This window comes from Streptomyces sp. NPDC088124 (assembly GCF_040685895.1).
GTDB lineage: Bacteria > Actinomycetota > Actinomycetes > Streptomycetales > Streptomycetaceae > Streptomyces.
The window spans coordinates 13,564-37,579 of sequence record NZ_JBFBJB010000010.1; the positions used below are offsets into that span (position 1 = coordinate 13,564).

General features: G+C 73.7%; 12 protein-coding genes. All 12 read right to left on the reverse strand.

Annotated features, from left to right (window positions below):
* Positions 1 to 9 precede the first annotated feature (9 nt).
* The 12 genes from AB0P17_RS10455 to AB0P17_RS10510 all read right to left on the reverse strand — a co-directional run bounded on the left by AB0P17_RS10455 (position 10) and on the right by AB0P17_RS10510 (position 23,996).
* Positions 10 to 2,400 (reverse strand): hypothetical protein, encoded by a 2,391-nt coding sequence (locus tag AB0P17_RS10455; protein ID WP_365809482.1) that lies wholly within the window; start codon positions 2,398 to 2,400, stop codon positions 10 to 12.
* Positions 2,400 to 4,616, reverse strand: a complete 2,217-nt coding sequence (locus AB0P17_RS10460) for a hypothetical protein (protein WP_365809483.1) — start codon at positions 4,614 to 4,616, stop codon at positions 2,400 to 2,402. Before AB0P17_RS10460 ends, AB0P17_RS10455 begins: the two co-directional genes overlap by 1 nt.
* The gene (locus tag AB0P17_RS10465; RefSeq protein ID WP_365809485.1) at positions 4,613 to 7,201 is read right to left on the reverse strand and encodes a hypothetical protein; all 2,589 of its coding nucleotides are present in this window, start codon (positions 7,199 to 7,201) and stop codon (positions 4,613 to 4,615) included. The genes AB0P17_RS10460 and AB0P17_RS10465 overlap by 4 nt, the downstream gene beginning before the upstream one ends.
* The gene (locus tag AB0P17_RS10470) at positions 7,201 to 10,914 is read right to left on the reverse strand and encodes a tubulin-like doman-containing protein (RefSeq protein ID WP_365809487.1); all 3,714 of its coding nucleotides are present in this window, start codon (positions 10,912 to 10,914) and stop codon (positions 7,201 to 7,203) included. Before AB0P17_RS10470 ends, AB0P17_RS10465 begins: the two co-directional genes overlap by 1 nt.
* Before the next feature lie 57 nt (positions 10,915 to 10,971).
* Positions 10,972 to 13,410, reverse strand: coding sequence for a VWA domain-containing protein (locus AB0P17_RS10475; RefSeq protein WP_365809489.1), 2,439 nt, complete (start codon positions 13,408 to 13,410; stop codon positions 10,972 to 10,974).
* Positions 13,411 to 13,458: 48 nt separating this feature from the next.
* Complete coding sequence (locus tag AB0P17_RS10480; RefSeq protein WP_365809490.1) at positions 13,459 to 13,965, reverse strand: Pycsar system effector family protein; 507 nt, start codon at positions 13,963 to 13,965, stop codon at positions 13,459 to 13,461.
* Entirely contained in the window at positions 13,962 to 15,557 is a 1,596-nt protein-coding gene (locus AB0P17_RS10485) for a hypothetical protein (RefSeq protein ID WP_365809493.1), read from the reverse strand. The genes AB0P17_RS10480 and AB0P17_RS10485 overlap by 4 nt, the downstream gene beginning before the upstream one ends.
* On the reverse strand, positions 15,554 to 17,902 hold the full coding sequence (locus AB0P17_RS10490) for a hypothetical protein (RefSeq protein ID WP_365809495.1): 2,349 nt from the start codon (positions 17,900 to 17,902) through the stop codon (positions 15,554 to 15,556). The genes AB0P17_RS10485 and AB0P17_RS10490 overlap by 4 nt, the downstream gene beginning before the upstream one ends.
* Complete coding sequence (locus AB0P17_RS10495; RefSeq protein WP_365809496.1) at positions 17,899 to 18,726, reverse strand: hypothetical protein; 828 nt, start codon at positions 18,724 to 18,726, stop codon at positions 17,899 to 17,901. Before AB0P17_RS10495 ends, AB0P17_RS10490 begins: the two co-directional genes overlap by 4 nt.
* 65 nt (positions 18,727 to 18,791) lie before the next feature.
* On the reverse strand, positions 18,792 to 19,523 hold the full coding sequence (locus AB0P17_RS10500) for a Crp/Fnr family transcriptional regulator (protein WP_365809497.1): 732 nt from the start codon (positions 19,521 to 19,523) through the stop codon (positions 18,792 to 18,794).
* Positions 19,524 to 19,875: 352 nt separating this feature from the next.
* Positions 19,876 to 22,497 (reverse strand): polynucleotide kinase-phosphatase, encoded by a 2,622-nt coding sequence (locus AB0P17_RS10505; protein ID WP_365809499.1) that lies wholly within the window; start codon positions 22,495 to 22,497, stop codon positions 19,876 to 19,878.
* Positions 22,494 to 23,996 carry a 3' terminal RNA ribose 2'-O-methyltransferase Hen1 gene (locus tag AB0P17_RS10510; protein WP_365809501.1) on the reverse strand — a complete coding sequence of 501 codons (1,503 nt, stop codon included), beginning with the start codon at positions 23,994 to 23,996 and terminating at the stop codon, positions 22,494 to 22,496. The genes AB0P17_RS10505 and AB0P17_RS10510 overlap by 4 nt, the downstream gene beginning before the upstream one ends.
* Positions 23,997 to 24,016 lie beyond the last annotated feature (20 nt).

Here is a 24,016-nt window from a genome sequence, read left to right on the forward strand (position 1 = left end):
CTGGCGTGATCAGCGGGACATCTCTATCACCAGAAACGACACGATCACGACAAACAGGACAACCAGGGCGGCCACGAAGATCCTGCCGTCCGACGGTCTCCGCCCGGACTCGCGCCCGCCGCCGTCCGAGGCGGCGTCCGCCCCGATCCCGAAGAAGCGGGCGAGGGAGCGGAGCAGGGGAGCGCCGCCGCTTCCCGGGGCGCCCGGGGAGCCCTTCTGGCGCGGAGGGAGTGGGGGGAGCGGGGGCGCCGGTGGTGGCGGTGGTGGCGGTACTGCCGATGGTGGTGGGGAAGGTGGAGGTGTCGGAGTCCGGTACGGGGTCGCCGACGGGCCCTGGGCGGGACCGGACGCGGGTCCGGGGCCGGGCCCGGCCGGAGTGGCGGGTCCGGGGCCGGGCCCGGCCGGAGCGGCGGGTCCGGGGCCGGGCCCGGCCGTGGTGGCGGATCCCGTGGCGGGACCGCCCCCGAATCCGGGGGCGGTCCCGTACGGCGGTCGCGGGGTGGGTAACGCGGGGGTACCGGGCGGCGTGGGCGGTGCCGGAGCCGGCGCCGCCGGCGCGGGGCCGCCGTCGCGCCAGCCGGCCCGGACGATCGCCAGCCAGACCTCCTTGCCCAGTCCCGGCGCCTTCTCCCCCTCCAGGATCTGTTCGACCGCGGCCCGGCCCGCGCCGCCCGCGTCGCAGCTCAGCCGGGGCAGCAGTTCCAGGAGCCGGACCCGCACCGGGTCCAGGCCCGCGAACGGCCCGACCGCCCAGCCGTACAGCGCGGCGGCGTTGGCCGCGCGGGTCTCGCGGGACGGCAGGCCCACGGCGGCCGGCCACGGCCGGTCGCCCACGAACAGCTCCCTCCTGAGCACGGCCTGGCACAGGTCGTGGCGTCTGTTCCTGGGCCAGTCGCCGTACCGCGTGGCGATCTCCTCCACCAGGACCGTGACCGCCGCGTAGTGCAGGCCCTCCTCCTCCATGGCGGCCACCAGACTCTTGTTGCCACTGCCGCGCAGGGCGTCCCTGACGTTGCGCGACGAGGCGTTCGGCTCGTGGAAGGTGTGCAGCACGGCCAGGAGATGGTCGAGTTGGACCGTGATCTTCCGGCGGGTCGTGAAGAACCCGGCCGACTCCGGCGCGACCGGCCACTCCGGAGGAACGGGCCGGAACATCCGCCGTCCCTGCCGTCGTGGCTCGGGCGCCTGACGTACGGGCGGCGCCGGGTCGGGCGACGGCGCGGGGTGCGACGAGTAACGGGACGGGCCCAGGGGCTCATGGGCGGGGCGCCCCGCACGACGGTCGTCGGGGCCGGACGGCGCGTAACGGTCGGCGGGGTAGTCGCCGCGCCGGTCACCGTACGAATCCTCGTACGGGTCGGGGCGGTGACGGTCGTACGGCACCCGTGGCGGGGACGGCGGGCGCTCCTCGTACGGGTCCCGCTCCATCGGGTCCCGCTCCATCGGGTCCCGTTCCCTGGGGTCCCGTTCCCTCCCGCGCGGCTGCCGTTCCGTCAGCCGTACGAGCGCTTCCTCCGCCGAGTCGAGGAGCGAGCCGTGGGCGCCCGGCTGTCGCGGGCCCGAGACCGCCGCCAGCGCCGCGGCCACCTCGTACTCCTCGCCCTCGCCCCGCCCGATGCGGCGCAGGTAGTGGTCGACCAGCCCGGCGGCCAGTGCCTGGGCCCGGTCGTCGGTCCGCTCCCCGGGATCCGTACGCAGCCGCTCGGTGGACTGCGGGGCCGGGCCCGGCCAGCGCCGTACGAAGACGAAGCGGGTCGCCGGGGTCTCGACCGTGTCATGCGTCGCGAACGTCCATCCCTCGGGGAACACCCCGCTGAAGATGCCGTACAGCCCCCACAGCATCCGGCAGGGGCCGTCGCCGCCGTGCCGGTCCAGCACCGTGAACCGCTGGCCCGGGTGGCGGAGCAGCTCCGCGGCCAGCGTGGTCAGGGGCTCCGCCAGCTCCGCCAACCCGGCGAGCAGTGCGTGCCGGCCGTCCTCGGCCGACGCCAGCAGCTCCACCACCCGCACCTGTTCCAGCGCTCCCCTGACCTCGCCCAGCGGCAGTCCGCCGCCCTCCCACGCCCAGGTGTGCAGCCCGAGGCAGGTCTCGGGGTCGAGGGCCCTGGTCGGCCCGTACAGCGCGTGGCACACGGCGCCCGAGTGTCCGTCGGGGTCGAGCACGGGGGCCCGGCGGACGAGCAGCGCCTGCCCCCGCCGCTCCAGCCTGACCAGGGCGGGGACCGTCTCCGAGGCTGTGGTGCGCAGCATCGGCGCGGCGTTGTTGAACAGGGTCTCGGCGGTGTCCCGGTCGCAGGACCAGGCCACCGGTCCGAATCCGGTCGTACCGAGGCTGTTCTCGGTGTCCCAGCGGAAGACGATCTGGTCCACCGGACCCTCCTGACGGGCGATCAGGGCCATCAGGTGCCCACCTCTCTCAGTTCCGCTCCGGGGAGGAGCCCGCACATGGCGAAGATCGACAACAGCGGTGCCAGGACGCGTCGCGGTCTGACGCCATGGGGGTAGACGTCACCGCGTTCCTGCGCCCCGGTCGCCGCCACGAAGTGGAGCGTGCAGCGCGCGCAGTCGTCGAACGGCTTCAGCCAGGCGGGGCTGCCGTGGTGGGCGACGAACGCGTAGGCGTCACGGCTCTCCGCGCGCAGGGTCTCCTCGTCCAGTTCGGCCGGCAGGGCTCGGCTCAGCCAGCGGTCGGCGGACGGGTCGAAGCGGATCAGGTCGCTCTTGTTGAGGGCGACGGCCGCGGGCGCCTCGATGTAGGAGCCGAGCCGCGGGATCCGGTTGAGGACGGTGGTGAACGCCTCGTCGCCCAGGTCGCGCTGTTGGAGCCTGGTGCGCGCGCGGACCGGGTCGAGCGACGGCAGCCGCAGGGCGCGCAGCGGATCGAGGACGAAGATGAACGCGCCCACGCCCATGAGGAAGCTGGTCACCTCGCCGTTCTGCGCGAGGTCCTCGCCCGCGAGGTCGAAGAAGACGACGGGCCGGGTGCCGTCGGCTCCGGTGACCAGCAGTCCGTCGGTGAAGTGCGCGAAGGAGGCGTGCCCGGTGGATTCGAGCACCTTTCCGCGGTGCAGCCGCTGGACCCGTTCCTGGAGGAACTCCCGGTGGGTGTCCGGGTTGAGGGGCAGACACTTCAGTCCGTACGGTTCGAGGCCGCCCTGCTCGATCTCGCCGAGCATCGCGGCGAGCAGATGGGTCTTGCCCGCCGCGGAGCTGCCCACGAGGGCGATGGTGAGCGGTTCGCCGCTGTTGAGGTAGGGGACGGGCAGGTAGTGCGGCGCTCCCGCCGGGGCGTGCGGGCAGGCCTGGTACGCCTGGCGCAGCGCGTCCTGGTAGTGCATGGGGCGCCGCTCCTCGCTGAGGTCCAGCGGCTTGGCCACCTTCTTCGAGTCGAGGGTGACGAGCCGGCTCTGGTCGAAGGAGACCGGGAGCAGGCAGTGCGGGCAGAGCGTGGGGCGGCGCAGCGGCTGCGCGGGGCGTGGCGCTTCTTCGGCGGCGCGGGACGGCGGGACCGGGGCGGTGCCGGTCAGCCAGGAGCGCAGGGTGCGGCGTGGGGGCGACTCGTAGTACGTGCGGTCCTCGGCCGGCTCCTCCGGCGGGTCGTCCCGCCCGGTCTCCTGGCGCTTCTTGGCGCGCTGGACGTCGAACTCGGCGCGGGCCCTGCTGAGTACGTCGGGGCCGCCGGGTGCGTGGGCGAGCGGGTCGGGGACGTTCAGCAGCCGCATCAGCTCGACCGCGGCGGGGCGCTGGTCTGCGCGCGGGGCGAACGCCCCGCCTTGGTGGAGCGCCGCGAGCCTGCGGAACTCCCCGAGGTCGGCGGGGGGTCCTGAGCCCGGTCCTGGGCGTCCGGACAGCAGGAAGTAGACAAGCTGGGCAACCGACCACAGGTCGTCCCTGGAGTCGGCCCTGCCGGTGCCCTCGCGCTGTTCGGGCGAGGCCCAGGGCGCGGCGCCGTACGCCTCCCGGGGCTCGTCGGCGCGGAGGGCCGCGCCCGGCTCGGCGAGCCGGACATGTGTCCCGTCCCAGCGGACGGTGTACGGGGTGATGGCCCGGTGGACCAGTCCCACCTCCTCCAGCAGGCGTACGGCGAGGACGAGTTGCGCGATCACCTTGCCCTGCTCCTCGACCGTGAGCATGCCCTGGCGGCGGGCGATCGGCTCACCGTCCGGAACGCGGTAGAGGACGAAGGGCTCGGACGCCTCCAGGTCGAAGCCGACCATGCGCGTGAAGACCTCGCCGTACCGCTCGGAGCCGTACCGCCGCTCCATCGCGACCCCGGCGCTCACCTGCCGCTCCAGCGCGCTGTACGCGGCGGGGTCGCTCTGCGCGCCGACCGGCAGCCGGTACTGGAGGACGCGCCACCCCTCGCCGAGGGTGACGGGACGGGCCAGCAGCGGCGCGGCCCCGGGCGTCCTGAGGTCGGCGTGGAGCCGGGCGGCGAAGCGGACCGGCTCACCGCTGTGGGTGAGGAAGTCCAGCTCCACGGAGTCGGCGTCCGCCCCCGAACCTCCGCCGGCCCCGCTACCGGCGGAGTTGGCTCCGTGGTCGCGGGACGCCCGGCCGGGGTGGCCCGTGGCGGGGTCGTGGTCCTTCCTCGTGCCGTCGTTGCCGGTGATCATGGCGCGTCCCCCTGCTCGGCCCGGACGGTCCTGACGATCTCTCCGCGCAGCGGGACGAGCCGCAGCACGCCCGCGTGCCGCCCGCCCGGTGTCCACACCACGTCCTCGCCCGCCCCGGCCCCGCCGTCCTGCGCGGGGTCCGCTTCGGTGCCCCGGCGCATCGCCTCGGGGGCGAATCTGACCTGCCGTACCCCCGCCGGGTCCTTGGAGAGCATCCGGCGGTCCTCGGCGGCGCACAGCGGCACCGCGTCGTCCGTCCCGTCGGCGGTGGCGACCAGCCGGGCCGCGTGGTCGGCGGCCACCCCCAGCAATTCGGCTGCCCCTGGGCGCAGTTCGGGGTCGCGGGCGAAGTGCGGCGCCGAGGTGGCGCCGTCGCGCCGCAGGACGGTGTGCTCCTCGTCGAGCACGTCGAGGAGCGGGGCGCGCAGGGAGACCCGGCCCGCCTCGGCCGGGTCTCGTTCGACGGCGGCCCACCGTCCGGCGAGGATCCCCCGGACGCCGTGGGCGAGGTCGTCGAGGAGCGTGTCGACGAGGGCGGGACCGCCGTCGCCCCACTCCCGCTCCAGCCAGGGCGGGTCGGCCGGTGCGGCGGGCTGCCAGGGGTCCTCGGGGAGTTCGTGCTCCGGCGGGGCCGCCGGTCCCGTCCCCGTCAGGCTGCCCGACCAGCCGTCGTCGGCCGAACTGTCGCCCCAGCTGTCCCAGTTCCAGGCGTCGCCCGGCTGCTGTCCGGAACGGTCCTGTCCGGAACCGTCCTGCCCGGGGCGGTCGTGTCCGGTGCGGTCGTGTCCGGTACGGGCCCGGGCGGCCGGGGACGCGGCGGTCATCAGCCGATCCTCGACCGTCTCGGCGAGGCTCCGCACCATCAGGGAGACCGCGCGCGCCCCGTCCGAGCAGTGGTAGCGGGCCTCGGCGAAGAGCCAGTCCTGCACCACGGTCTCGGCGAGCAGCGCGTCGACGGCGTCGAGGGCGTCCGCCGCGAACTCCGTCTCCGTGTCCCGCCACCACGCGTCGACGGCCGCCGTCCAGTCCCGGGCCACGAGCAGCCCGAGCGCGAGGAGGGCCACGACCAGCCCTGCTGTCCCCGCCCAGCGCGGCAGATCGAGGAACTGCCCGGTCAGCGCGCCGGCACCGCCGCCCACCAGGCCCGCGACCAGCCGGCTCCCGGAGCGGGTGCTGCCGCCGCCGTCGAGCCGGCCGTCGTAGGAACGGCTGGGCCTGCGCCGCACCATGAGCAGGGTCAGGGCCGCCGCGGCGAAGCCCGCCAACGGGCCCAGCGCCCAGCCGAGCAGCGGCCACAGGCCGGCGGCGAACGCCAGCAGGAACACCGGCGCCGCGTGGGCGAAGCGTGAGCCCCGCAGCGTGAACGGAGGTGGCAGGGCCAGCTCCGCCACGCGGCGGCCGGGGCAGATCTCGTCGAGCCGGGCCAGCCGCGCCGCGCTCCCCGCCGGGGCGGACAGGTCGGAGAGGGCGGCGAGCCGGGCGGCGACGGAGCGCAGCGGCAGCCCGTACGCCAGCAGCCGTTCGGTGTACGTACGCAGGCCGGGGCCGACGTCGGCGCGGGGCGCCTCGGGGAGTTCGGGCAGTTGGATGCCGCGCTTGAGGAGACGGGCCCGCTGATCGGGCCGCAGCCGGTCGCCGCCGCCGTCGCTGAGGGCACCCGCGACGGTGTCGCGGTACGTGCCGAGGGCGTCGGAGAGCGCTTCGAGCCGCTCGGGCAGATCCACGGCGCGGGCCGGCGGGGTGAACAGGGAGGCGGGGCGGCGCACCACTTCGTATCCGTCCTCGGCGTCGCGTAACGCCCGGTCGCAGGCGCGCCGCGCCTCCTCGGCCGGTCCGCCGGGCACCAGGCAGGAGCCGTCGGCCAGGGTCCCGGCCGGCATGTCGCCGAGGAAGCGGGCCAGCCCGGCGGGGACGGAGTCGCCCCCACTGGAGCCCGGCCCGTTCGAGGCCGTCCCGGGACGCGCGCCGGACCGGGTGACCGCAACCGCGCCCGGAGAGCCCTCGGTGACGAGGACGGGCGCCGGGATGTCCTGGCCCGCCAGGTTCTCCAGCGTCCGCCGCCAGGCGCGGGTCCTGGCCTCCTCCGTCAGGTCGTGCTCAAGAACCTGGGCGGCGGGCACCGCGACGCTGTGCAGCACCTCACCCAGTTCACCGAGCACGGTGTCGAAGAGGAAGGCGTCCGCCAGCAGTTCGACCAGGGGGCGCAGCGCCTCGTCGGCCTCCTCGGGGAGCGGTACGGGCCCGCCGTCCCTGCCGCCCGCGCCGGCGAACACGTCGGGGATCCACAGCACCCCGGCGGACGGCGGGCTCAGGGCGTGCGGGCGGCGCAGGGCGCGGTCGCCCCCGCCGCCCTGCGCCAGACAGAGCACCTGGGCCGGTCCGTACGCGTAGAGCCGCTCGTAGAGGAGCTGGTGCGCGACGAGTTCGGCGGCGTCGTCGAGGACGAGGAAGCGCCGTACGTCCGACTGCCGCGTGCGCGCCAGCGCGTCGTCCACCTCGCCGTGGAGGGCGTCGGGGGCGTCGGCCGGATCACCGCGGTGGCGCAGGTCGAGGCAGACCACCCCGGCCTGGAGTCGGTCCGTCATCACAGCCGGGTCCCCTCCTGTCCGTCATCGCGCCGGCGCGACACGCCCCGTCCCGCATCGCTCCGCTCGGGGTCGTCGGTGTCGTCGGGGGCGCCGTCCCCCCACTCGCCGTCGTCCCACGGGTCGGCCCCGCGCCCCGCGTCCACCGGTCCCCCGCGCTCGTCGGACCTCGGCTCCCGCTCCCGCTCCCGGTAGCGGGAGGTCTCCTTGTAGCGGGGCTCGTCGTAGCGGGGCTGGTCGTCTCCTGGCTCTTCGTACCGCGAATCTCCGGGCTCTTCGTACCGCGGCTCCTCGTATCGCGGCTCCTCGTGCCGGGATTCCGGGCGTCGGGGCCGTTCGTGACGAGGCTCCCCGTACGGCGGGTCGTCGTACCGCGGCGCCTCGTTCCGCCTGTCGTCGTACCGCGGGGCGTCGTCGTACCTGGAGTCACCGTCGTACCGCGGGACGTCGTCGTACCGCGGGTCACCGTCGTGCCGGGTCGGCTCCTCGCGGCGCGGTGGCTCCTCGCGGCGCGGCCGGACGATCCTCGGGTCCTCCTCGCGGCGGTGGCCGTTGGCCCTGACGGGGGTCCCCCGGCCGGCGTCCGGGCCCTGGGTGTGGCGCTGGTCCAGCGCGCGCAGCGTGGGCTTGATGGGCCGCTGCGCGCCCGGGAAGCGCAGGTCGAGCGCGCCGGCGAAGGTGTGCTCCCAGAAGTCCCGCAGCGGTACGAGCCACTCCTCGTCCTCCGCCGAGAATCGCCCCGACAGCTCGTTCAGCAGGGCCAGTTGGCGGGGCGCCACCTCGTGGACCAGCTTACGGAAGAGGCGGGAGGGCGGGACGGGCGTGGTCGAGAGGCCGGTGGGCTGGGTCCGCATCAGCCGGTCGCAGAAGTCCTCGATGATCTGCCCCTCGTCCAGCAGGGCCCACTGCTCGTACGCGCGCAGCAGCCCCGCCCAGCTCGACACGTTTCCGTCGAAGGAGTCCAGCCGCAGCGTCATCGTCGCGGAGTCGCCGTCCTGGAGCCGGATACGGATCAGATCGGGCGAGGCGGGGTCCCCCTCGATGTCGACGCGGTCGTTCCACATCGCGCAGAGGAGCCGGTGCAGGATGCGCCGGCGGTCCTCCTCCGTACTGGCCAGCCAGTCGTCGCGGTAGCCGAGGCGCTGTCTCCAGTGCAGGAAGTCGTCCCCGCCGGTCGCGTCGCGCGCCTCCGCCCACAGCCGCAGCGAGTGCCGGACCTCCGAGACGTCGGTGAGACTCATGCCGCTGCGGAAGAGCACCACCGTGATGGACTCCGCCTCCACGGCCCGGAACTCCGGTGCGGTGCCGGGATCCCTCGGCAGGTTCAGCTCCTGCTGGAGGTAGCGCGCGGCCCGCCCGTCCGCCTCGCTCTGCGGGTGCACGATGAGCACTTTGAGCGGGCCGCTGCCGTCCGGGGTGAAGCCGACCGGCAGCAGCCCGGCGAGCTGCGACCTGAACTGCTCCAGCCAGCGGTCGTCGACCGTGGCCACCGCGTCCTCGTCGCCCGCCGCCGCGCGCAGCAGTACGCCGAGGGAGGGCAGCAGGGGACGGTCGTCGAGCACGCTCGCCTCGCCGAACAGCGCCTTGACGCGCCGCTCCACGACCTGCTTGACCTCCTTGACCGCGGCGCGCGGGGAGCGGCGTACCGCGTCCAGGGCTCGCTGCCAGTCCTCGGGCTGGACCAGCCTGCTCAGCAGCCCGGCCGCGTCCCCGTTCTCCGGCAGGCTCTCGTGCTGGGCCAGCCGGTCGAAGACGTCGTCGTAGAAGGCCCGGAGATTGTTCTGCGGGGGCAGCAGGTACGACACGCCCGTCCGGTCGTCGCGGTACAGCTCCTTGCGGCGCTCCGCGAACAGCTTTCGCTCGTCCTCCTCGTGCGCGCGCAGCGCCCGGACCAGCTCGGTGACCTCCTTCATGGAGCGCATCAGCGGCGGGCGCCAGCGGGACTCGTGCTCCTTCCAGCCACGGTGCCACTGCCGGTTGGCCCGCCAGCGGTACCACGCGTCCTGCTCCTCCAGCGCGTCCTGCACGTCGGGGTCGCCCCAGCGGGCCGGGACCATGCCGGCGACGGATCCCTTGATCCGGGGGATCGGCGGCGCGGAGGGCTCGACGCCCTCGGGGCGCTCCGGGTCGTTCTTGCGGTTGTCCAGCATCCCGGCGAAACCCGCCTCGGCCGGCCGCTGCGGGTGCCCCGGCAGCCCGGACAGCACCCGCTCCAGCCGGAACGGGCCGAGCAGGCCCAGCAGTTCGCGGGCTCCGGTGCCCGGCTTGAAGTCCTCCACCAGCCGTGGAATCTCCCGGTCCAGCTCCCGGTCGAGGCGGCCGAGGCCGTCCTCCATGTCGCCGATCCGGTCCCGCAGCGCCTGGGCGATCGCCTTGCTGCCCTTGGGCAGCGGGTCGGGCGCGGGCACCTCGGGCGCCTCACGGGTCCAGAGCCGTCCGATGCCGGACCGGTCGAAGAGGTCCCTGACCAGCTGGGTGCCGTCCTCGTCGGGGCGCCGGGCGTCCTCGGCCATGCCGCGTACGGCCTGGGCCAGCAGCCGTCCCGCCACGATCTCCGCGAGGTCGTCGACGGGGACGGTGAGGGAGGCGGCCAGGCTCGTGGACATGCCCCGGTAGCCGATTCCGGAGCGGGACGGGGTGGAGCGCTCCACGCTCTTGTTGACGAACCCCGCGGCGAACGACTGGTGATCGCCCTCCGCGCGCCCCTGGGCGGTGTCGTCGCCCAGCTCCGTGCCGATGAGTGACAGCACCATGGCGGTGATCGACCGCCTCAGGTCCTCGGGCCGGATGCCGGAGGGACGGCTGAAGAGGAACGCGGTCTGTACGGTCGAGGGGCGCAGCGCGACGTGGCCGTCGCCCGGGTAGCGGACGCTGAGCGTGCCGCGCTGTTCGACGTCGCCGAAGTCGGCCTGCGCGTTGGGCACGTTCTGGTCGTCGACCAGCCGGGAGAGGTCCACCAGCGCTCGGGCCGAGTTCAGCTCCGCCTCCCGGCCGCCGCCCGCCTCCGGCGGGAACGCGGACGGCATGACCACCAGCGGATAGATCTTCACCCCTGGCACCTTGGACTTACGGAACTCGTGTCCGATGAGGTGGAGGAAGTCGTAGAAGATCCCCGCGCCGGTACCACCCGCCACGGAGAACGCCACGAACACGTCGCAGCCGCGGATCTGCCGGCCCCCCATCTCCCGCAGATCGCCCGCCGAGCCGGAGATCGTGCCGATGGCGGCGCGAAGCTGGCGCAGGACCGGCTCCAGGCCGCTGCGCAGGGTCGCGAAGAGCGCGGCACGGCCCACCGTGGGGAGCTGTCCCGCGCCGTTGTGCAGGGGCGCCACGCGCGGCTGCCGGTCCTGGGGCGGCAGCCAGTCGTGGGTCTCGTCGTGCAGGGCGACCCGCAGCATGCGGGTCACCTCGGGCGAGCTGTCGTAGTTGGCCGGCAGCAGGTCGTGGACCACCCGCGCGGTGCGCGCGTACGCCCCCGCCTCGGTGCCCTTCGCGCTGAGATGCGGCAGCCGGTTCAGCTCGGACTCGCTGAAGTCGGCGTACACGAACTGGAGGCAGTCCGGAAGCTGGAACGGGGCACGCCGGCCGTCCGACACCAGTTTCGTACCGTCGGGGCCGCACAGCTCCCGGCGCAGGCCGCGTTCCAGCTCGGCGCCGATTCTGCCGCCGGTGCCGCCCAGACCGACGAACAGCATGGGCTGATAGATCTTCATGTCGTCTCCCGTAGGGCCGTCGCCGGGTCACGACGACGGCCCGTCGTCACTCAGAACTCAGAAATTCGGGTCGAACCGGCTCGCGCCCGCCCGCCGTTCGCCGCCCCCGGAGGGAGAGCCTCCGCCGTCGCCCGGCGCTCCGCCCTCTCCCCCCGAGGAGGAGCGGGGTGGTCTGCCCCGGGCCCCGTCCCGGTCACCGTCGCCACTCCGGTCCCTCGTCTCCCTCGTGCCCCTCGTCTCCCTCGTACGGCCTCGCCCGCGGTCCCGCGCGCCCCTCGTACGCTGCCCGTTCCGGTCCCGGGCGCCGCGGCCGCGGCCGGTGGCCGCCCGCCGGTCGTGGACGACGAGTTCGAACCCGTCGCCCAGCGCGGCTGCCTCCTCGGGCCGCAGGGCGCGCTCCCGGCCCTGCGGCGGCTTCAGCAGGAACTCCCCCGAAGGGGTGCGCCGCAGCCGGTACGAGGACGCCGTGCCCGGGCCGCAGCGCTGGAGCGAGGGCGCCGCGCCCCGCGCCCGGTCCACCACGAAGTGGAACTCCCCGCCGGGGCTCTGCCCCGCCCGTACGGTCAGCTCGTCCGGCCGGACGCCCTCGCCGCGCAACTCCAGCTTCACGCCCGCGAGATCGCGGCGGCGGCGCTGCGCCACGTACCACACCGCCGCGAACACGGCGAGGGCCAGCGCCAGCGCGCCCGCCGCGGCGACCGCCCACCACCAGCGGTCCCACCAGGTGGGCACGGGGTCGACGCCGATCTCCAGGAACGTGTTGTCCAGGATCCGGCCGCCGTCGTCGGTGTCGGTGACCGTGACCCGGGCGCCGATCTCGCCGGGTGCGGTGCCGGATCCGATGCGGATCCGGAAGGGAACGCTCCTTCCCTCGCCAGCCGTGACCTCCACCTGGGCGGGGCTGAGCGTCAGCTCCGCGCCGGGCGGCTGATCGGCGAGGGCGAGCCGCAGCGTGCGCGTCTCCTTGCCCTTGTTGTCCACCTTCAGCAGACCCGTGACGCTCCCGCCCGGGTGCACGGTGGCCTGCTCGACGGTCAGCGCGGCGGTCACCGGCGGGGGGCCCGAGGCGATCTGTGCGTTGAACGGCCGGTGGTCGCTCGTGACGCCCGGCGCCGACATCTCGGCGGTCAGGGCGAGATCGCCGTCGGCGGTGGACGGCACGGTCAGCGTCCCGGTGAACCGGACGTCCGCCGCCTTCGCGTCCGGTGCTCTGCCGTCGTCCGTGAGCGGCACGGAGACCGGTTCGAAGCCGCTGCCCGTGAGCCGGGCCGCGACCGTGATGCCCTTCACCTCGTCCGGGTCGTCGATGACGACGCCCCGCCGGGTCTGCATCCGCACCTCGACGGTCGTCTTCTCGCCGGGGCGGGGGGACGCGGGGTCGAGGATGACGGAGGAGCGCAGCTGTCCCTGCCAGATGGCCCGTACGGCGACGACCCGATCCCGGTGTCCCTCCGGCGCCTCCAGATGGACGCGCCAGCGGCCGGGGCGTGGATTCTTCACCCGCAACGCCTCGACCGGGCCGCTCTGACCGGTGATCTCGAAGGTCGAGCCGTCGAACGAGCCGTCGGTGCGGACCTTCCGGCCGCGCGGGTCGTAGTAGGTCGCGCTGACCTTCGGGTCGTGCTTGCTGACGGTGATCGACCCGTCCGTGGCGATCTTGGGGATGGTCACGTACAGGTCGGCGGGCGGCTTGCCCTCCGTGCCCTGGACGACCTGGGCGCAGCGGGCGGCGGCGAAGGTCTCCTGGAGCGCCTTGTCGATCCCGGCGGCACTGCCGACCACCCTCATCCGGGGTGTGGCCGAGGGCAGTTCGGCGCAGCCGTTGCGGAAACCGCCCTCGGCCATCTCCTTGAGGGCGTCCCGGTCGATGGCGTCGCCGAAGCCGAGCGGCCAGATCTGCACGGACTCCTCGCGGGCGCGGGCGAGCTGTTCGCCGAGCTGCCGGGCGGCGTCGGACTGGCGGCTCGCCGCGTCGGCGCCGTACTCCGGACTGTCGCGGACGTCGAGCTTGCCGTCGGTGAGCAGGAAGATCACCTTCGGGGTGCCGGTCCTGTCGTCCTGGGTGAGCCGGGTCAGCGCCTGGCGCAGCGCGGCCGGGAAGTCGGTGCCCGGGCCCATGCGGGCGTCGCGGCGGGAGAGCTTCTTGACGCAGCCGTTCAGATACGAGCGCCCCGAGGAGTCGACGACGGTCGGCGGGCACACCTCGGTGACCGGGGTCTGACCGGACTTCTCGGAGCTGCCGAAGCCGATGACCGTGGCGCGTGAGCGGTCCGAGATCTCGCCCTGGGCGATCAGCGCCGCGGCCTCCACCTCACGGTTCAGGTCCTCTTGGGAGAGGCTGTCGGACTGGTCGACGACGACGGCGAAGTCGATCGGGTCAGCGCCTTCGGTCACCGCCCCGGTCCGGCCGGGGGCGCCGGTGGCATGGCCCGGGGCCGCGCCGGTGACGGCGATCAGACCGGCCAGGGCCAGCAGGACTCCGGCCAGGCGTCTCACTCCGGCCCCTCGTGTCGCACGCGATGTGCTTCTCATGTGCACCGTCTCTCACCACAGCTCACTCAGTAGGACCAGCACCGCGCCGAGCATCAGGGAGCAGCCCCCCATGCGCAGCCAGCGGTACTTGGCGGCCAGGACCGCGGCGTGCACGGTCGCCTGGCTCAGCAGCCAGCCCACGACGTCCTCGCCTGTCGTGTTCAGCCGGGCCAGCAGTTCGTCGGAGGGGGTACCGGCGAGGAGGTCGTTCAGAAAGGTGTTCCGCGCCCCTATCCGGGTGCGGGGCAGAACGACCGCGATGAGCATCAGCAGTCCGGCCACGCAGAGGACTCCGCCCGCGGTGAGCAGGGCGAGCCTCAGCGGGGCTAGGGGCTGGTGCAGTCCGTCCTTGGTGAAGGCGACCGCGCAGAAGGCGATGGCCCCGGAGAGCAGGATCGCGGCTTTCGTGTCGGCCCTGGCGATGTCCTCGCGGACCGACGCGACCAGGCGCTCGGCCAGATACCTGACCTCGGTGGTGTCGGGTCCCTCCGGGCGCCCGGCCGGGACTCCGCTGCTCATTCGTCCCCCCAGTCGTCGAAGTCGGCGCTGGGCCTGGAGCCGCGCCGCGCGCTGCCGCGCTCGTCCTCCCGGTCGGCGCGCTCCCGGCGCGCGTCGCGGTCGCGTTCCGCGGACGACTCGACCCTGGTCGGCCGGTAGACCCGCGGTTCGTCGTCCCACGGGGGCCGCTCCGGTTCGCCGCGGTCGTCCCCGTAGCCGTACTCCCGGTCGTCGCGGTGTCCGCCGCGTCCGCCGTTCCGCCCGTCGCTCCGCCCGGCGTCGCGTCCGTCCCTCGGCCCGTCGCTCCTCCCGTCGCCGCGTCCGTCGTCGTCGAAGGTGTCCCAGTCGTCCGCCCGGCCGTTCCTGGGCGGCTCCTCGCGCCGGCGGCGGGGGCTCCGGCCCTCCTCCAGCTCCCGCCTCGGCCGCTGTCCGAGCAGCAGTTGGTCCGAGACGCCGCCGATCACCGCTCCCCCGCTCTCGCGGAGCAGCCGCAGCGTTTCGAACATCTGGTCGCCGATGTCGTGGCGTTCGAGATGTCCGGTGTCGAGCAGCCGGTTGAAGAGGTTGATGAGGTCGGTCTGTCCCTCGCGCTTCTCCTGCCGGATGGCCTCGCGGATCTCCCACTCCTTGGCGGGGTTGCGCGCCATGAAGTGGATGATCTCGGCCTCCTGGCCGCGGCGGAGCACCGCTTCGAGTTCGGCGGCCCGCTCGTTGACGAGCCGGCGCTCCATCGCCTCCTTGCGGCGGTCGGCCTCGGCCCGCGCCTCGTCCCTCGACATGTCGAAGTCGATGTCGTCGCGCTCGCCCTTGCGCTGCCTGACCGGGTCGCTCAGATCGATGAACACATGGATGCGCAGCCGCAGTCCGAGATCGCGGCCCAGATCGATACGGCCCCTGACCAGTTCTTCCTGGACCGCCTCGTCGACACGCTGCGCGTCCGTGAGCCGGAAGCGGCGGGAGACCTGGCGCAGCATGGCGAGGAGTTCGCCGTGGAGCAGTTCACCGACATCCCACACGCGCTTCATGACGACCGCGTACGGCTCCTCGACCTCCCAGTGCACCTCGGCGCGCGCGTCGAAGAACTGGGCGTCGCCCGCGGCGGGCAGGGCCAGTTCGAACGAGGTCACGTTCCGGCCGAGCAGGACCTCGAACACGGTGTACGGGGTGCGGAGTCTGGGTCTGTCGTGGTCGTCACGGGGGCGGTCGGGCCACACCACGCTGTACCCGCCGTTCCGGTACAGGAGTACGGCGGCGACCTGGCCGCTCTCCTGCCGGTAGGGCGGCCTGCGCTCACGCAGCAGCGGGCCCACGGCGCCGTCCTTGTACTGCTCCACCGTCTCGTCGTCCGCCGGCCGGCTCGTCACCGCCACACCTCCCCGCTCCGGTGCCCCGTGCCCGGGACTCCGCTCCTCGTACCGCCGCTCCTCGTACCGCCGCTCGCCGTACCGCCGTCCGCCGTCGCGTGGCTCGCCGTACCGCTGCTCGCCGTCGCGTTGTCCGCCCGCGCGTCGTTCGCCCTCGGGTGGGCGCGGCCGCTTCTCGTGCAGCCACTGGGCGTACTGCTGTTCCCGGTCCCCCTGTGCGGACCGCTCCTCGTACGGTGACGGGCTCATGCCGCGGCCCCCTCTCCCACCGCGTCCCACATCGTGCGCGCCGCGGTCTTGTCCAACGGTTCGTCGGGGTCCTTGACCAGCCGCGCCAGCAGGTGGCGCAGCCGGTCGCGGTCCCTGCGCCCCTCGGCCAGCCGGACCAGGAAGCCGCAGACGGCCTCCAGCTGCTGTGCGTCCCCGGCGGCCTGGCGCAGCAGCAGGGCGAGGGAGTCCTGTGCCGCGGCGCCGGCGCGCGGCGTGGCCAGCGTGCGCCGGACCAGCCAGGCCAGCCGCCCGGTCAGTCCGGGCTCGGTCTCCAGCAGGGCGGAGAGCAGCATCCTCTTGCCGCGTGCCTGGAGTTCGGGCATGTCCTGGAGGCCCCACAGGAAGGTCGTGCGGGTGCGCAGGGCGCCGATCACGGTGAGCAGGGCGAGGTCGGCGGGGCCCCTCCGAGTGTCGCGGAGCCATGCGTCGAGACGGTGGACGACGGCCTCCGGCTCCGGTCCCGCCAGCAGCCGGGTCACACTGAACGACGCGTTGGACAGGATGTCCGTGTCATGGGCGGCGTCGGTGTCGTCGTGGGCGCGGACCGCCACCTTGGCGAGGGCGTCGAGCGACGCCGCGACGGAACCGGCCGCCATTCCGTAGCCGTGCGCGAGGACCGCGGTGGTCAGCAGTTCCTCGTGGCTGCTCTTCGCCCACTCCTTGAGCAGGGCGGCCACCGCGGGCTGTACGGACGGCTCGCGCGCGGCCTCCGCCAGCGCGGTCGCGGCCGACATCCGCTGTACGGGGCTGTCGGAGGCGGCCATGGGCACGATCAGTTCGCCGGAGCCGTAGGGCAGGTCCCAGGAGCAGAGCACTCCGGCCGCGATGGAGGCCCGTACCCACAGGACGGGCCGGGGGTCGTCGCACAGGGCGCGCAGCCAGCGGACGAGAGGGCCGCGCACATTGTGGTAGCCGTGCCAGACCTCCCTCAGGACCGCCGTCGCGAGGGCCTCGCCCTGGAAGCTGATGGCCTGTACCGGCACCTGGGCGTCGCCGAGGTCCAGCTCGCCGTCCTGGAGCACGGCCCGGGCCGCGACCGGCCGGGCCTCCGCGTGGGTGCCGAAGAGCCTGCGGCCCACGGGGGTCTCGGGGTCGAGCGTGACCGCCAGCTCCCAGGCGAGCTGTTCGCCCGCCTCCGCGGTGAGGCTGTACGGCGAGCCGTTGAACACGGCGACGGCGATACGGAAGGCGGCGGCGCTCAGGGTGGGCAGCGCCTCGGGCAGGGTGCCGGGCCGGTCCGCGCCCGCGAACCAGTCCCTGGCCTGGGCGTCGACGAAGGTCGAGCAGGCGGCGAGCAGCCGGCGGTGCGTCAGTTCGCCGCTCCGGCGCCGGACGAGATGGCCGGCGAGTCGCGCGGCCTCGCCCGGCCGCAGCCCGTCCAGGCCGAGGGCTTCGGTGACGTCCTCCCCGGCGGCCAGCGCCAGGGCCTCGTCCAGGGCACCGTCGGGCGCGTCCGCCAGAAGCACCCGGAGGTGCTGGCGGAGGACCTTCTCCCAGGGCGGCGCGGGGCAGGCCACTCCGTACCGGCCGCGCAGCAGCCGGTCGGCCGGCTCGCCGTTCTCGACGAGGAGCACGGCGAAGGCTCCCGCCTTGACGAGTTTGCTGCGCAGGCCGTCGAGGTGGAGCTCGGTCGGTCCCGCCCGCCGGACACGGGGCCTGCTCCGGCCGTCGGCCCGCTCCGGCTCCTGCCACCCGGTGTCCTCGGACTCGATCTTCAGGAGATGGCCGTGACCCGGCCGGATCTCCTCGATCTCGTGGACCTTGACTCCGGGGTCGAGCCGGGTCACCTTGTCGTCGGCGACGCCCGCGAGCAGGGAGAGCCCCGTCGCCGTACGGCCGCTGTTGTGTTCCCCGCAGAGGACCAGCAGGCCGCGCTCGCGGAGCCGCTGCTCCATCTCCTCGTAGCCCGGAGCCTCGCAGTACACACCGGCGAGGCGGGTCAGCTCCTCGGCCGGGACGGGGCCCTGGACCATGGCGTGTCCGCCGCCGACGCCGAGCTGGTTGATGAAGGTGTTGCCTTCGTAGTACTGGCCGTCCGCGCCGAAGCCGATGGCGCGCCCCGTCTTGCCGGCCGCGAAGGTCTGGAGGGCGGCGTGCGCCGTACCGGAGCCGCCCGTACCGCCCGAGGCACCGAGCGGATTACGGCCCGCCTGGTCGAAGGGGTTGGACTCGGGAGAATCCTGGCCGTCGCCCGGCGCCCGCCGGTCCGCGCCCTTCTCGGGCCTGTCGGCCTTCTTGTGGTCGGCCGCGTTCTTCTCGGGCGACCGGTCCTCGGCGGCATCCTGGGGATCCGGCGCGTCCGGCGTCTCGTCCTGGTCGCTCACGCGGACTCACCCGGCCCGGAGGCCGGTCCCCGCCGCTTGTCGAATCCGGTGAAGTTGTGGAACACGCCGTTCTCGAAGTGCTGGAAGTCCCCCTGGACGGAGATGCTCCTCCCCGCGGAAGGAGGCGGTGGGCCGTCCCCCGGTGTCGGCCCACCGCCGGTCTGTTGCCGCGCCGCGCCCCCGTCGTCGTCCGGGTGCGGGCCCTCACCGGACCCTCCGGACGTCCCGGCCAGGCCGGAGAGCGCGGCAGCGGATAACCGCGGGATGTGTAACCAGGCGGTCTCGTCCGTCTCCTTGAACCGGACGCGTGAGCGTACGTAGTGCTCGGGCTCCACCTGGCGCCCGCCTTCCGCCACCACGTTCACGTACAGCCAGTCGGAGACGACCAGCAGCAGGTCGGAGCCCGGGGCGTCCGCCATGACCCGCTTGGCCGTCGGGCTGTCGCAGAGCCGGCAGGCCAGGTCCACGGCCCGGCCCACCAGCCCCCTGCCGTCGTCGAGCACGGGCCCCGCGTTCATCCCGATCCGCAGTCGCAGCCGCTGCGCGCTGCCCTCGTTGTGCTCGCGCAGGTACTGGTACAGCGTTTCGAGCCAGCCCCCGACCATCAGGGACGACGGGGTGCCCGGATCGAGCGCGGTGAGGATGCCGTCCCCGCGGTCCTCCTGGTGCAGACCGCGGGGATCGACGTCCACCGCGGCGAACGCCTCGTCGAACGCGCCGTACAGGGCGTTCCGCATCCGCTTCTTGGCCGCCATCCCCAGCGTGCCCGAACCGCAGGCGTCGCCGAAGACCACCAGTCTGCTGACCGCTCCCACACTGCTCACTGCTCCCCCTGTGCCGTGGTGACAGAACAAGCCTCGCCGCGAAACGCGGCGGGCGATGTAGCCGTTTACACAGCCGGAGGAGTTTTCTCCGGCCGTTCCGCCCGAGGCCGCTGCGACTGCCGCCCGTCGGCGAGCAGCCGCAGCACCTGTATGTCCGTGACCGTGAGCCGCCGGTTGCCCGTCCGTACGACGTCCTGCTCCCGCAGCAGGCGCAGCGCCTTGGCGACGGCCTCCCTGGTGGCCCCGATCGCCGCCGCCAGGTCGTGCTGGGGCAGCGGCAGTTCGACCACGGTGCCGTCGCCGCCGGGGCGTCCGACCCGTTCGGTCAGCTCGACCAGCCGGGCCGCGAGGCGTTGCAGGACGGAGCCGGAGGCCAGCGAGCGGCGTTCGACGTCGGCGCTGCGCAGCCGGGCGCTGAGCTGGCGCATGATCAGTGAGGTGGCGTGCGGGCGCGCGGCGAGGAAGCTGCGGAACCGCTCGCCGGAGACGGCCGTGGCCTCCACGCGGCCGAGCGCGGTGACGGTCGCGCTGCGCGGCCCCTGGTCGAACGCGGCCATGTCGCCGACCACTTCACCCGCACCGCGCAGCGCCAGGATGAGCCGGGCTCCCCGGTCGGTGTCGACGGAGACCACGGACCAGCCCGAGCGCAGGGCGAGTACGAAGGTCGTCGTGTCCCGCTCCCTGAGCATCACCTCGCCCGGGGCGTAGGCCCGCCGCGTGCCGAGGGCGAGCAGGGCGGCACGGTCCTGGGGAGTGAGGGCGTCGAGGAAGGAACGATTACGTTCGATAAGACTCATACTCACCCCCGTGAGAATGTGCGCGTACCGGACAGCCGTCACACCGGTCACAGCCGTTCGCCCCGTGCGCCGGTTATGCGCCAACCAAGCCCTGCTGGTAAAACTTTTGACTGCCGGTCAACGGGTGGTGACGAAACGTTAGGACCTCGTCACAGCGCCGTCAACTCGACCATGATGCTCCTCGGAACCTCCTGTTACGTGCGAAATGGCAGGATCGATTTCAGGACGACGACGGACGTGGTACACACATTCGTCCCCGTGCCTGGAAAACACCGTACGGGGAGGCACTGACAGCGCCTCCCCGTACCTGTGGAAAACCTGCTCCGACGCAGGTCGGAGCTTCTGACGTGGATCAGAGCCTCGGGTCCACCGGTTCGGACTCCAGGGCCAGGACCGCGAAGACCGCTTCGTGGATCCGCCACAGCGGTTCGCCGTCGGCCAGCCGGTCCAGGGCTTCGAGACCGAGGGCGTACTCCCGGAGCGCCAGCGAGCGCTTGTGGCCGAGGAACCGGCCGCGCAGCCTCTCCAGATTCTCCGGCCGGGTGTACTCGGGACCGTAGATGATCCGCAGGTACTCACGGCCACGGACCTTGATCCCCGGCTGGACCAGTCGCCCCTTCTCGTCCTTCACCAGCGCCTGGAGCGGCTTGACGACCATGCCCTCGCCACCCCGCTCCGTCATCTCCAGCCACCAGTCGACCCCGGCACGCACCGAGTCCGCGTCCCCCGTGTCGACGAGCAGCCGCCGGGTGACCTGGAGCAGCCCCGCCGGATCGTGCTCGACCAGCCGGTCCAGCCAGGCCAGCTGACGGTCGTGCGGCACACCGGCGAGGTTGCGGCCGGCCGCGGCCAGCAGCTGGAACGGCGCCAGACGCACACCGTCCAGGCCGTCCGTCGTCCAGCAGTACCGCCGGTACGCCTCGGTGAACGCGGCGGCGTCGGCCGCCCGTTCACGCTGCGCGGCCAGCAGACCGGCCGCCGGTACACCCCGGGACACGGCGGCTTCGAGGGCGCGGGTGACCGCGGGGAACGCCGCGCCCGCCGCGGCGCCCACCGCCGCGTACTGGCTGCGCAGCAGGCCGGTCGCCTTGAGGGACCAGGGCATCAGTTCGGCGTCCAGAAGGAGCCAGTCCGTGTCCAGTTCTCGCCAGAGTCCCGCGGCGGTCACCGCGGTCCGCAGCCGGCCGAGGATCTCCTCGATGACCGCGGGGTCGTCGAAGAACGGCCGTCCGGTACGGGTGTGCAGCGCGCCCGTGGCCCCGCGCACCCCGAACCGCGCCTCGGCCACCGTCTCGCTCGCGCAGACCAGCGCCACCGCGCGGGAACCCATGTGCTTCTCCTCGCACACGACCCGCGCGACGCCGTCCGCCGCGTACTGTGCGAACGCCTCGGCCGGGTGTTCCAGGAAGCCCTCCTCGTGCGAGGCGGCGGTCGGCGCCATGGTGGGCGGCAGATAGGCGAGGAGCCGCGGGTCGGTCGCGAAGCGGCTCATGACCTCCAGCGCCGCCGCCGCGTTCTCCTCGCGCACCGCGAGGCGCGCCATGTGACGCGTCTCCACGATCCGCCGGCCGTGCACGTCGGCGAGGTCCAGCGGGCGGCCCTCCCGGCCGCCGGGCGCCTCCGTGGCGAGCGGCTTGACCGGCTCGTACCAGACCCGCTCGGCCGGTACGTCGACCAGTTCGCGCTCGGGCCAGCGCAGCGCGGTCATCCTGCCGCCGAACACCGCTCCGGTGTCCAGGCAGAGGGTGTTGTTGAGCCACGAGGTGTTCGGTACGGGCGTGTGACCGTAGACGACGGCCGCCCGGCCCCGGTAGTCCTCGGCCCACGGGTAGCGCACGGGCAGGCCGAACGCGTCGGTCTCACCCGTGGTGTCGCCGTACAGGGCGTGCGAGCGGACCCGGCCCGAGGTGCGGCCGTGGTACTTCTCGGGCAGCCCGGCGTGGCAGACCACCAGCTTCCCGCCGTCGAGCACGTAGTGGCTGATGAGCCCGTCGATGAACTCCCCGGCCTTCGCGCGGAAGGCGTCGTCCTCCCTGTCCAGTTGCTCGACCGTCTCGGCGAGTCCATGCGTGAGCTGGACCTTTCTGCCCTTGAGCCACCGTCCGAGCTTGTTCTCGTGGTTGCCGGCGACGCACAGGGCGCTGCCCGCCTCGACCATGCCCATCACCCGGCGCAGCACCCCGGGGCTGTCCGGGCCGCGGTCGACGAGGTCGCCGACGAAGACGGCCGTACGCCCCTGCGGGTGGACCCCGTCGACGTAACCGAGCCGGCCGAGCAGGGTCTCCAGCTCAGAGCGGCAGCCGTGGACATCACCGATGATGTCGAAGGGGCCGGTGAGGTGACGGAGGTCGTTGTACCGGCGTTCGAGGACGATCTCGGCCGCCTCCACCTCCCGTTCGCCGCGCAGGACGTGCACCTTGCGGAAGCCCTCGCGCTCCAGTCCCCGCAGCGAGCGGCGCAGTTCACCGCGGTGGCGCCTGATCACCCGGCGCGGCATCGAAGCCCGCTCGGGGCGGGCGGCGTTGCGCGCGGCGCACACCTCTTCGGGCAGGTCGAGAACGATCGCGACGGGCAGCACGTCATGCTCACGGGCGAGCCGTACCAGCTCCCTGCGGCTCTCCGTCTGCACGTTCGTGGCGTCGACGACGGTGAGCCGGCCGGCCGCGAGGCGCTTGCCGACGATGTAGTGGAGCACGTCGAAGGCGTCGCCGCTCGCGCTCTGGTCGTTCTCGTCGTCGGCGACCAGACCTCGGCAGAAGTCCGAGGAGACGACCTCGGTAGGCTTGAACCGGGTACGGGCGAAGGTGGACTTGCCGGATCCGCTCGCCCCGATCAGCACCACGAGGGAGAGCTCGGGCACGGGGAGACGGCGGGCCGCGCGGACCTCGGAACCGGTCGCACCCCCACCGCCGCCCGCGTTCTCGTCCTCAGCCGCGTTCTCGTTCTCAGCCGCGTTCTCCTGGTCGCGGGTCATCGGCCCTTCCCCTCCTTCTTGTCCTTCTCGTCCTTCTCGTCCCTCGCCTGCTCGACGAAGACCGCCATCTGCGTGGGCGGTCCCACCTCCGGGTCGTCGTCCCCGACCGCCGTATACGTCACCCCGTAGCCATGGCGCCGCGCCACCTCCCCGGCCCAGGCGTGGAACTCCGCCCGCGTCCACTCGAAGCGGTGGTCGCTGTGGCGCACCTGCCCGGCGGGAAGGGTCTCCCAGCGCACGTTGTACTCGGCGTTGGGGGTGGTGACGACGACCGTGCGCGGCCGGGCCGCGCCGAACACCGCGTACTCCAGGGCGGGCAGCCGCGGCGGGTCGACATGCTCCACGACCTCGCTCAGCACGGCCGCGTCGTATCCCGTGAGCCGCTTGTCGGTGTACGTGAGAGCGCCCTGGACCAGCGAGACGCGTTCGGCCTGGCGCTCCCCCATCCGGTCCAGCTTGAGCCGGCGCGCGGCCACGGTCAGCGCCCGTACGGACACGTCCACGCCCACGATCCGGGTGAACCGCGCGTCCTTCAGCAGCGCCTGGACGAGCCGGCCCTGGCCGCAGCCGAGGTCGAGCACCGTGCTCGCGCCCGCGTCGCGCAGGGCCGCCAGGATCGCGGCGCACCGCAGCTCCGCGAGCGAGGGCGGCTTCCCCGCCTCGTCGCCGGTGTCGGCGGGGGCCTCCGCCTCGACCGCGTTGTCGAGCGCCTCGACCTCGGTGTCGTCGGCCTCGGCGAGCCGGACCAGTTCGAGCCGGTTCATGGCCTCCCGGGTCAGCCCCCAGCGGCGGGCGAGGTAGCGGCTGGTGATCAGCTTCTGCTCCGGGTGGTCGGCCAGCCATCCCTCACCCGCCCGCAGGAGCTTGTCCACCTCGTCGGGCGCGACCCAGTAGTGCTTGGCGTCGTCGAGCACCGGCAGCAGCACATAGAGCTGGCGCAGCGCGTCGGCGAGCCGCAGTTCGCCCTCCAGGACGAGCTGTACGTAGCGGGAGTCGCCCCACTCCGGGAACCGCTCGTCCAGCGCCACGGGCCGCGCCTCCACCGAGGCCCAGCCCAGCGGTCCGAAGAGCTTCCCGACCAGTTCGGCGCCGCCCCGCGCGGGCACCGCGGGGATCTCGATCCGCAGCGGCAGGGGACTCGCCGCGCGCTCGGGCCGTGCGGCACAGACGCCGCGCAGCGCGCTCCTGAACACCGTGGACAGCGCGACCGCCAGCAGTGAGGAGGCCGCGTAGGGGCGGTCGTTGACGTACTGGGCGAGCGCCGTGTCGGGGGCTCCGCCCCGGCCCTTCCCCTTGCCGCGCCGGACCAGGGCCACGGGATCGACTTCCAGCAGCAGCGCCGCCGTGCAGCGCTCGTCGGACGCCTCGGGATAGAGCACCTGGGCGGTGCCATGGGACGTGGAGAACGACTGCGCCCGGTCGGGATGTTTGTGCAGCAGAAACCCGAGGTCGGTCGCGGGGCGCTCTGGGGTACCGGTGGTACTGATCGTCAGGAACACCTGGTCGAGTATGGCCCGCT

Bases quoted from the DNA above. Each gene is read 5' to 3' on its own strand.
- AB0P17_RS10460 (WP_365809483.1), bottom strand. From the start codon at position 4,616: ATGATCACCGGCAACGACGGCACGAGGAAGGACCACGACCCCGCCACG.
- AB0P17_RS10465 (WP_365809485.1), bottom strand. From the start codon at position 7,201: ATGACGGACCGACTCCAGGCCGGGGTGGTCTGCCTCGACCTGCGCCAC.
- AB0P17_RS10455 (WP_365809482.1), bottom strand. From the start codon at position 2,400: ATGGCCCTGATCGCCCGTCAGGAGGGTCCGGTGGACCAGATCGTCTTC.
- AB0P17_RS10500 (WP_365809497.1), bottom strand. From the start codon at position 19,523: ATGAGTCTTATCGAACGTAATCGTTCCTTCCTCGACGCCCTCACTCCC.
- AB0P17_RS10505 (WP_365809499.1), bottom strand. From the start codon at position 22,497: ATGACCCGCGACCAGGAGAACGCGGCTGAGAACGAGAACGCGGCTGAG.
- AB0P17_RS10480 (WP_365809490.1), bottom strand. From the start codon at position 13,965: ATGAGCAGCGGAGTCCCGGCCGGGCGCCCGGAGGGACCCGACACCACC.
- AB0P17_RS10485 (WP_365809493.1), bottom strand. From the start codon at position 15,557: ATGAGCCCGTCACCGTACGAGGAGCGGTCCGCACAGGGGGACCGGGAA.
- AB0P17_RS10470 (WP_365809487.1), bottom strand. From the start codon at position 10,914: ATGAAGATCTATCAGCCCATGCTGTTCGTCGGTCTGGGCGGCACCGGC.